The organism is Blautia sp. DFI.6.71, from assembly GCF_020593585.1.
Lineage (GTDB): Bacteria > Bacillota > Clostridia > Lachnospirales > Lachnospiraceae > Blautia_A > Blautia_A wexlerae.
On sequence record NZ_JAJDMJ010000039.1, the window covers coordinates 26,788 to 36,448 of the forward strand.

Genomic DNA, 9,661 nt, shown 5'->3' on the forward strand with positions numbered 1-9,661 from the left:
CCCCGAAACCGCGTTCAAAAACAAATAATTTCCGGAGCGTCCCTTCCCATTAATCTATCATGGACACATCGGCACCTGCAACAGTCCCTCAGCCTCCTTAAATCCAAACATCAGATTCATATTCTGCACAGCCTGTCCTGCTGCACCTTTCACCAGATTATCCATAGCCCCCATCATAATAACTCTGTGAGTTCTCGGATCGATCTTAAAGTTCACATCCACATAATTACTTCCTTCCACACACTTAGTCTGCGGACAAACATCCTTATCCAGCACACGAACGAAAGTCTCATTCTCATAATACTTATCATAAACTGCCTTCACCTCTTCATAAGAAACATCCTTAGTCAGAGAAGCATAAGCAGTCACCAGAATACCACGATTCATAGGAATCAGATGAGGTGTAAAATTAATCAGCACCTCTTTGCCACACGCATAACCAAGCTGATCCTCAATCTCCGGTGTATGTCTGTGACTTGCAACACCATAAGCCTTAATATTCTCATTCACTTCACAGAACAGATTGGCAACCTTCGCTCCACGTCCTGCTCCTGAAGTACCGGACTTCGCATCAATAATAATGGTAGACGGATCGATCAGCCCTTCTTTGATCAGCGGATAAATAGAAAGGGTGGAACATGTGGGATAACATCCCGGATTCGCAATCAGTCTTGCCTTCTTAATCTCCTCACGATTAATCTCACATAAACCATAAACCGCCTCATCAATAAACTGCGGAGCCTTATGCTCAATTCCATACCATTTCTCATATTTCTTCACATCTTTAATACGGAAATCCGCACTCAGATCAATAACTTTCGCCTTAGAAAGAATTCCTTCATTAATTAAAGAAGCACACAGTCCCTGAGGAGTAGCTGTAAAGATCACATCCACTTCATCAGCTAATGCTTCCATATTATCATCCATACATTTCGCATCTACCAGCTTAAAAAAGTTCTGATAAACATCTGCATATTTCTGGTCAATATAACTTCTTGAACCATACCACGCAACTTCCACATCTTTATGTCCCAGAAGCAGTCTCACGATCTCGTTACCTGCATATCCTGTGGCACCGATAATTCCTGCTTTAATCATAATAATTTCCTCCATCTTCGCCTCATCCGGCGGTCTTCATTTCATAGTAAAACTTTACTCTATCAGAGTGCTGGACTAATTATACATCTTACCTGCATAATATGCAATAGTCATTTTTCAATGTTTTTACATGGATTTTATTTCAGTTCACGGATTTCCCCCTGTCTTTTCCTATATTATGTTGCATATTTATGCAAAAACAGATAAAACTTTTTTGCATTTTTCTATTGCATATTTATAAAAAAAGGTGTATATTATCACTTGTTAAGCGGAATCACACGAAATCATCTTGTTCCGCATTGAATATTTATTCAAAAATTTCAATCAGAAATTACCGCATTTATTCAAAAATAATGCGCTGAACTCCCGACCTATTCATTTACTTTCGGCAAACGGATATCTCAGGAAATTTTTACAAATCAGGAAAATAATAAAATCCAATTTCAGGAGGAATACAATCATGAAAGAAAAAGTCGTTTTAGCATACTCAGGCGGTCTTGATACCACAGCCTTAATCCCATGGTTAAAAGAAACATTTGATTACGATGTTGTCTGCTGCTGCGTAAACTGCGGTCAGGGAAACGAACTGGACGGACTGGATGAAAGAGCAAAGCTTTCCGGTGCTTCCAAATTATATATCGAAGATATCGTAGATGAATTCTGTGATGACTTCATCGTTCCATGTGTACAGGCAGGTGCTGTATACGAACACAAATATCTCCTTGGTACATCCATGGCCCGTCCGGCAATCGCTAAGAAATTAGTTGAAATCGCACGTAAAGAAGGTGCAGTTGCTATCTGCCACGGTGCTACAGGTAAAGGTAATGACCAGATCCGTTTCGAACTTGGCATCAAAGCTCTTGCTCCTGACATCAAAATCATCGCTCCATGGCGTATGACAGACAAATGGACCATGCAGTCACGTGAAGATGAGATCGCATTCTGTAAAGCTCACGGAATCGACCTTCCATTCGATGCAAGCCACAGCTACAGCCGTGACAGAAACTTATGGCATATCAGCCATGAAGGTCTGGAACTGGAAGATCCTTCCCAGGCTCCAAATTATGACAATATGCTTGTTTTAGGTGTTACACCTGAGAAAGCCCCTGATAAAGAAACAGAAGTTACCATGACATTCGAGCAGGGTGTTCCGAAAACATTAAACGGCAAAGAAATGAAAGTTTCCGAAATCATCACTGAGCTTAACAAATTAGGCGGCGAGAACGGTATCGGTATCGTTGATATCGTTGAAAACCGTGTTGTTGGTATGAAATCACGTGGCGTATATGAGACTCCTGGCGGAACCATCCTGATGGCAGCTCATGAACAGCTCGAAGAACTTACACTTGACCGCGAGACAATGGAAACCAAGAAGAAACTTGGCAGCCAGTTCGCTCAGGTTGTTTACGAAGGAAAATGGTATACACCACTTCGCGAGGCAATCCAGGCATTCGTTGAATCCACACAGAAATATGTAACAGGTGAAGTGAAATTCAAACTGTACAAAGGCAATATCATCAAAGCCGGTACAACTTCTCCATACAGCCTGTACAATGAATCTCTTGCATCTTTCACAACAGGTGACCTCTATGACCACCACGATGCAGATGGATTCATCACACTGTTCGGACTTCCACTGAAAGTTCGCGCTATGATGTTAAAAGAAGTTGAGCAGAACAAGAAATAATTGATTGATAACAGATTCAGCCAGATGGACACTTTATTCATCTGGCTGTTTTTATTACCTGATACAGTATTGCAATTCTGTAAAAAATGGCACAAAAAAGACACAGCCAGATGGCCATGTCCGTTTTTATCTGCTATGTTTATGATTATCTGCTTTCCAGTTCCGCACGTTTCTTATCGATAAGCTCCTGAAGTTTTTCCAGCTCTTCCACTGTAATCCCATCAGATTCCAGAAGCGCATTCATCATTTCCACCGGGTTAATCTTTCTGCTTTTGGCATTTCCCTTTAAATAATCCTCTCTTGAAAGAAGAGGGGTATAATTTCTTGCATACACCTTGCCGTTCATTGAAGTTCCCGCAACCTGGATCAGGTTCTCTTTCAAAAGAAGCTCCAGGCATCTTCTTACTGTCGGCATTTTCAGTTCCGGTGCAATGTCATTGATCTCAAAAGCAGACAATGGTCTTCCCTCTTCCCAAAGCACATTCATAATATCATAACGTTTACCTTTTAAGATGTCCATCTTAAGATCTCCTTCCATTTTTAACCAGATATCACTATAATACAGAAATATCGAATTAATTACAATTACAGAGACCTTACACTGATTTACAGTCCTTTTACAAATTTGTTACCAAGTTTATCCGGACAATAATACATCTTTCTACACATCACGAATCATTTCGTCATAAAACAAGCTGTTTTTTCTCAAGACGGGCATATACCCACTCTCTGAAAAGTGTATAGATGACAGATACTGTCGGAATGAAGATCAGCATTCCCGCAATTCCCATCAGACTGCCGCCAAGTGTTACAGCTACCAGTACCCAGATGGATGGAAGCCCGACAGAACCACCTACCACATGAGGATAGATCAGGTTTCCTTCTATCTGCTGCAGGATAAGGAAAAGTCCCAGAAACAGAACTGCTTTTACAGGACTTATCATAAGGATCAGAAAAAATGCTACCCAACATCCGATAATTCCGCCAAACAGCGGAATCAATGCTGTAAATGAAATCAGGACACCCACCAGCATTGCATATGGAAAATGCAGGATTGTCATGGATACAAAGAACATACTTCCAAGAATCACAGCTTCGATACACTGTCCGGTAATAAAGCTGGAAAAAATCCTGTTTGCCAGATTCCATACATGTGCCAGATATCTGACCGGTTTTTCCGGGAACATTGCGTACATTGCTTTTTTTATCTGCTGCAGGAGCTTTTCTTTCTGCAAAAGGACGTAGCAGGCGAATACAAAGCCAATGGATACATTCATTGCAGTAGTCAGAAGTCCCATGGTGATGGACACTGTGGAGGAAACAATGTTATTGACTCCGTTCTTCAGTACGCCGAGTACAGAATCGATTATTTTTCCCGGCTCAATGTCAAGAGACTGCGCCCATTTCACAACTTCCGGATTGTTTCCGAATACATTGTCGATCCATTTCTGGAAAACCGGAATATTTTCTTCTATCTTTTTCGCTATGTTTACGAATGTTGCCCCCAGTTCCGGTACTACTACCAGCATAACGATCACGATTATACAGATCACAAAGCAGATAGAAAGCACCAGGCTGACCGGCCTTGCCAGTTTTTGTACTGTTTTTTTCTCTTGTTTCAAGGCTTTTCCGAACAGATGATGTTCTATGAATTTCATTGGAATATTGAGGATAAAAGCGATTCCAAAGCCAATGATGAACGGAAAGAGAAAGCCAAGCAGGACTCTGGCAGTGCTGATGACTATGTGCAGGTTCTGGACACCCAGATATAAGAGAATTGCGAATGCGATGAGCCATCGAATTTTTTTTATGTTTTCTTTGTCTAGCTGCATGTTTGTTTTTCCTTTCTTTTTGATATTGGAGAGTATTATATCATATTTTCCCAAAAAACGGACGCTTAGAAAAATATTTTATCTGCTATGCGGTTTCGGCATCTAAGAGATTCTAAGTCATCTGAAATCTGCTAAAAGCATGAGAAGAAAAGTCTATGATTGCTCGCTGGTGCTCAGGCAATGGACTTTTCTTCTCATAACGCAGATTTAAGAGGACTAAGAATCTCTAAGATGCCTGCAAATGCATAGCAGATAAAATATTTTTCTAAGCTGGTAATTGGAAGGTGGAAAATATCGTATCAATTCGCATGTTAAAAGCCTACATGAATAAGAAAGACTTTAAATATGAAAGAGATTGTATAAGTTCACATGGGATATCATATACTTTATATAAATTCTGCCTGTAAAATGCTTTATAGACTATGAATTATCAAATAGCAATGCAAAAAGAATATTAAATTAAATTGCAGAAAGGAATTGACAGTTAACTACAAATATTTTATAATCATTTTATAAACAATATAAGTAAACTTATATATGTCCATAATCGGTTGGACGTTTCTACCAACTACCGTAATAGTTGTCTATAAGTTCTCTCCCCAGGGAGAAAGAATGAGGTAAAGGCAGCATCGGTAGATTTTTTTTGCCTTTCCTTAACCACAAAAAGGAGGTATGGTTATGAACGAGCGGACTTTTGTTTTAAAGGGAACAATTTGCTACAGTAATTCTCTGACAGAACTTTCCATCACTGAAAATGGATATTTAGTATGTGAAGATGGGCGATGTGCAGGGGTGTTTGATGAGCTTCCTGAGAAATTTGCAGGAATCTCATGTACAGATTTTGGCGATGAGCTGATCATTCCGGGACTGACTGATCTGCATCTTCATGCTCCGCAGTATACGTTTCGTGCCTCGGGTATGGATCTTGAGCTGCTGGACTGGCTGAATACTTATACTTTTCCGCAGGAAGCGCGTTATGAAGATACAGAGTTTGCAAAAGAGGCTTATTCTATTTTCACTGAGGATATGAAGAAGAGCCCGAATACAAGAGCATGTATTTTCGGAACTCTGCATGTCCCTGCTACCGAGATCCTGATGGAACAGCTGGATAAAACCGGAATAAAGGCTATGGTCGGCAAGGTAAATATGGACCGTAATGGTTCTCCGCAGTTGCAGGAAGAGAGTGCTCAGGCTTCTGCTGATGCTACGGTTCAGTGGATTAAGGATACGCTTGATAAATTTGAAAATGTAAAGCCGATCCTTACTCCGAGATTTACTCCGTCCTGTTCTGATGCACTGATGGAGAAGCTTTCGGAGATTCAGAAGAGGTATCACCTGCCGATGCAGTCTCACCTTTCTGAGAATTTCGGTGAAATTGCCTGGGTGAAGGAGCTTTGTCCGAATACACATTTTTATGGAGAAGCATATAGCCAGTTTGATCTTTTCGGCGGTGACTGTCCGACGATCATGGCTCATTGTGTTCATTCTTCGGATGAGGAAATTGCCCTTATGAAAAAGCAGGGCGTTTATATTGCTCATTGTCCGCAGTCTAACACAAATCTCTCCTCAGGTATCTCTCCTGTGAGACGTTATCTGGACGAAGGCTTACACATCGGACTGGGATCTGACATTGCAGGTGGAACTTCCATTTCTATTCTGCGTGCCATGGCTGATGCTATTCAGGTTTCCAAGCTGTACTGGCGGCTGGTTGATTCTTCCATGAAGCCGCTCACTGTTGAAGAAGCCTTTTATATGGGAACAGAAGGAGGCGGTTCCTTCTTTGGAAAGGTTGGAAGCTTTAAGGAGGGGTATGAATTTGATGCGGTTGTGCTTAATGACAGCACTATTCCAACTCCACTGAAGCTCTCTCCGAAGGACAGACTTGAAAGACTGATCTACCTTTCCGATGACCGCAATATTACCGCTAAATATGTAGCCGGAAGAAAGATTCTGTAACTGCAGGAAATACAGATTCTGATGGTGTTTTTCCGGCATATCGTTAACAAAACGATATGCCGAGACGATTGATTCCAGGAGTTTCACCCTGTTTTTTCGGGATGATTATCTGAGACACCACAAAACAGCCGGCAATTTTTAAAATCAAAAGGGGGAAAGATTATGAATCTTGACAAATTATTCCATCTCAAAGAGAACCACACAGATGTAAAGACCGAAGTTATGGCAGGTATTACCACATTCATGACAATGGCATACATTCTGGCTGTTAACCCAAATATTCTGGAAGCGTCCGGCATGGACAGAGGAGCTGTTTTTACAGCGACCGCACTGTCATCCTTTATTGCCACCTGCCTGATGGCACTGCTTTCTAACTACCCGTTCGTTCTTGCACCGGGCATGGGCTTAAATGCCTACTTTGCATACACAGTTGTTCTTGGCATGGGATACAACTGGCAGCAGGCACTGGCAGCTGTATTTGTAGAAGGTATTATTTTTATCCTTTTATCACTCACTAATGTGCGTGAAGCGATTTTTAACGCTATTCCAATGAACCTGAAACATGCAGTATCTGTTGGTATCGGACTGTTTATTGCTTTCATCGGACTGCAGAATGCTAAGATCGTAGTTAACAATGACTCCACTCTGGTAAGTGTATTTTCCTTTAAATCCTCCGTTTCCGGCGGGACCTTCAATACAGAAGGAATTACAGTTCTTCTGGCGCTGATCGGACTTCTCATCACCGCCATCCTTCTTGTTAAGAGTGTAAAAGGAAACATTCTCTGGGGTATCCTGATCACATGGGGACTTGGCATTATCTGTCAGTTGACAGGACTTTACAAGCCTGATCCTGCAGCCGGCTGGTTCAGCCTCCTGCCTGATTTTTCAAACGGAATCTCCATTCCAAGCATGGCTCCCACATTTATGAAAATGGACTTCTCCATTGTCTTCACACTTGATTTCGTAGTCATTATGTTTGCATTCCTGTTTGTAGATATGTTTGATACTCTGGGAACCCTCATCGGTGTTGCTTCCAAAGCTGATATGCTTGACAAAGAAGGCAAACTTCCAAACATCAAAGGCGCTCTTCTTTCTGACGCAGTAGGAACTACAGTAGGTGCTATGTGTGGTACTTCCACAGTTACTACTTTCGTAGAGAGTGCTTCCGGTGTTGCCGAAGGCGGACGTACAGGACTTACTTCCCTGGTAGCAGCCATCCTTTTCGGATTATCACTGCTGTTATCCCCGATTTTCCTGGCAATCCCGTCCTTTGCCACAGCACCGGCTCTGATCATCGTTGGATTCCTGATGCTCACATCAGTAACCAAGATTGATTTCAACGACATGACCGAAGCAATCCCGGCATTTATTGCGATCATCGCAATGCCATTCCTGTACAGCATTTCTGAAGGTATCTCCATGGGTGTTATCTCCTATGTGATCATCAACGTTGTTACAGGAAAAGCAAAAGAAAAGAAGATCAGTGTACTGATGTATGTACTTGCTGTGCTGTTCATTCTGAAATATATCTTTATCTGATATAAATATCATAATCAAGAGTCAGGCGGATAAAAGCATTCACTTTCATCACATGGCTCTACAATCAATACTGCTTTACATTTTATATGATTATATTTTAAATTACACAGAAATAAAAAGAAGTCTCCTGCAGAGGCTTCTTTTTATTTCTATAATCGTCTTTCTCTTTTTACATCTATGATGTATAATTATGAAAGTGTTTATTCATTTTCAGATCAATGAAGCACAGGCGCTCTTAAAAAATATTTGAAATATAAGGAAGGATTACACACATCATGCAAAAACAACAGATCCCTTTAAAAAATTCCCTGCTCCTGCTTCTCGCAGCAATCATCTGGGGTATCGCTTTTGTGGCTCAAAGCGTAGGAATGAAATACGTAGGAGGCTTTACTTTTAATGCCGTCCGTTCCCTTATCGGAGCAGTCGTTCTGATTCCACTGATTTTTATTCTGAAAAAGAGAAACTCCCCTTCAGATTCTGCTTCCAAAGCATCTGGCAGATCTGACACCTCAAGTAATACTGTATCCAATATGCAGGAGAAAAAAACTCTGATTATCGGCGGTATCGCCTGCGGTATCTGCCTCTGTCTGGCAAGCAATTTCCAACAGTTTGGCATCAAGTATACAACCGTCGGAAAAGCCGGCTTTATCACTGCCTGTTATATTGTGATCGTCCCTGTCATCGGACTATTCCTTGGCAAAAAATGCACAAAATTTATCTGGGCTGCCGTTGCAATGGCTCTGATCGGACTTTATCTCCTGTGCATCACAGATGGATTTTCCATTGGAAAGGGAGATCTGCTCGTACTGGTATGCGCTTTTCTTTTTTCGTTGCACATACTGGTCATCGACTACTTTTCTCCGAAAGTAGACGGAGTAAAGCTCTCCTGTATTCAGTTCCTGACATGTGGAGTTCTTTCCGGCATTCCCGCTCTGCTCCTTGAGCATCCGGAACTCTCATCCATCCTGGCAGCATGGCAGCCAATCCTCTACGCAGGTGTTATGTCATGCGGAGTAGCCTACACCTTGCAGATTATCGGTCAGAAAAACATGAACCCAACTGTAGCATCCCTGATACTCAGCCTGGAATCCTGCATCTCTGTCCTAGCCGGATGGATCATCCTCAGACAGCAACTAAGTACTAAAGAAATCCTTGGATGTGTCATCATGTTTGCTGCTATCATCCTTGCACAGCTTCCACAGAAGCAGACAGAATAATATGCAGAGTAGGTCAGAGGGTCTATTCCCTCTTTCCTCTCATCAAACTGCATGTGAGTTTCTCCTTCATACGACTATACGGCTTTCCAGCATTCTTCTTTCTACAGCATTGTACCACACCACCATTCGTTGTAAGCCTTTTTTCGTAATCCTTATTCTGCTCCATGGATATTTCAAACAGAAGGTGGAAAAGAAAAAGTTATTGCTATAGACGGGCATGGAAGCTATGTAACAGAAATAGTAGATGACTAACTTTAAAAAATAAACTCCCCACTTCTGATATGCTACCCTCATATAGGACAATGAAATATAAAAGTCCTATATGGGGGTAT

7 protein-coding genes and 1 riboswitch are annotated in these 9,661 nt (G+C 41.5%); of the genes, 4 read left to right on the forward strand and 3 right to left on the reverse strand.

The genetic code is table 11. The features are described from left to right. Positions 1–57: 57 nt before the first annotated feature. Positions 58–1,098 (reverse strand): N-acetyl-gamma-glutamyl-phosphate reductase, encoded by a 1,041-nt coding sequence (gene argC, locus LJE12_RS14445; protein ID WP_020993512.1) that lies wholly within the window; start codon positions 1,096–1,098, stop codon positions 58–60. 460 nt (positions 1,099–1,558) lie between these two features. On the opposite strand from argC, the gene LJE12_RS14450 reads away from it, so the two are divergent. After that, positions 1,559–2,785: an argininosuccinate synthase gene (locus tag LJE12_RS14450; protein ID WP_008706208.1), complete on the forward strand. Its 1,227-nt coding sequence runs from the start codon at positions 1,559–1,561 to the stop codon at positions 2,783–2,785. Positions 2,786–2,930: 145 nt separating this feature from the next. Here LJE12_RS14450 and LJE12_RS14455 read toward each other — a convergent pair whose 3' ends face one another. Next, positions 2,931–3,305 (reverse strand): BlaI/MecI/CopY family transcriptional regulator, encoded by a 375-nt coding sequence (locus LJE12_RS14455; protein WP_020993513.1) that lies wholly within the window; start codon positions 3,303–3,305, stop codon positions 2,931–2,933. A gap of 163 nt (positions 3,306–3,468) precedes the next feature. Continuing rightward, the gene (locus LJE12_RS14460) at positions 3,469–4,617 is read right to left on the reverse strand and encodes an AI-2E family transporter (protein WP_227227036.1); all 1,149 of its coding nucleotides are present in this window, start codon (positions 4,615–4,617) and stop codon (positions 3,469–3,471) included. Positions 4,618–5,128: 511 nt separating this feature from the next. Continuing rightward, positions 5,129–5,224, forward strand: a riboswitch (purine riboswitch). Between the two features lie 65 nt (positions 5,225–5,289). Here LJE12_RS14460 and LJE12_RS14465 point away from each other — a divergent pair. The 3 genes from LJE12_RS14465 to LJE12_RS14475 all read left to right on the forward strand — a co-directional run bounded on the left by LJE12_RS14465 (position 5,290) and on the right by LJE12_RS14475 (position 9,329). Further along, a complete protein-coding gene (locus LJE12_RS14465; RefSeq protein ID WP_227227035.1) occupies positions 5,290–6,573 on the forward strand; it encodes an amidohydrolase family protein in 1,284 nt (427 codons plus the stop codon). A gap of 162 nt (positions 6,574–6,735) precedes the next feature. Further along, the gene (locus LJE12_RS14470) at positions 6,736–8,112 is read left to right on the forward strand and encodes an NCS2 family permease (protein ID WP_119251079.1); all 1,377 of its coding nucleotides are present in this window, start codon (positions 6,736–6,738) and stop codon (positions 8,110–8,112) included. 290 nt (positions 8,113–8,402) lie between these two features. Further along, a complete protein-coding gene (locus LJE12_RS14475; protein WP_062807477.1) occupies positions 8,403–9,329 on the forward strand; it encodes a DMT family transporter in 927 nt (308 codons plus the stop codon). Positions 9,330–9,661 lie beyond the last annotated feature (332 nt).

Coding starts and splice junctions, on each gene's coding strand:
- LJE12_RS14470 (WP_119251079.1), top strand. CDS start 6,736: ATGAATCTTGACAAATTATTCCATCTCAAAGAGAACCACACAGATGTA.
- argC (WP_020993512.1), bottom strand. CDS start 1,098: ATGATTAAAGCAGGAATTATCGGTGCCACAGGATATGCAGGTAACGAG.
- LJE12_RS14450 (WP_008706208.1), top strand. CDS start 1,559: ATGAAAGAAAAAGTCGTTTTAGCATACTCAGGCGGTCTTGATACCACA.
- LJE12_RS14465 (WP_227227035.1), top strand. CDS start 5,290: ATGGTTATGAACGAGCGGACTTTTGTTTTAAAGGGAACAATTTGCTAC.
- LJE12_RS14460 (WP_227227036.1), bottom strand. CDS start 4,617: ATGCAGCTAGACAAAGAAAACATAAAAAAAATTCGATGGCTCATCGCA.
- LJE12_RS14455 (WP_020993513.1), bottom strand. CDS start 3,305: ATGGACATCTTAAAAGGTAAACGTTATGATATTATGAATGTGCTTTGG.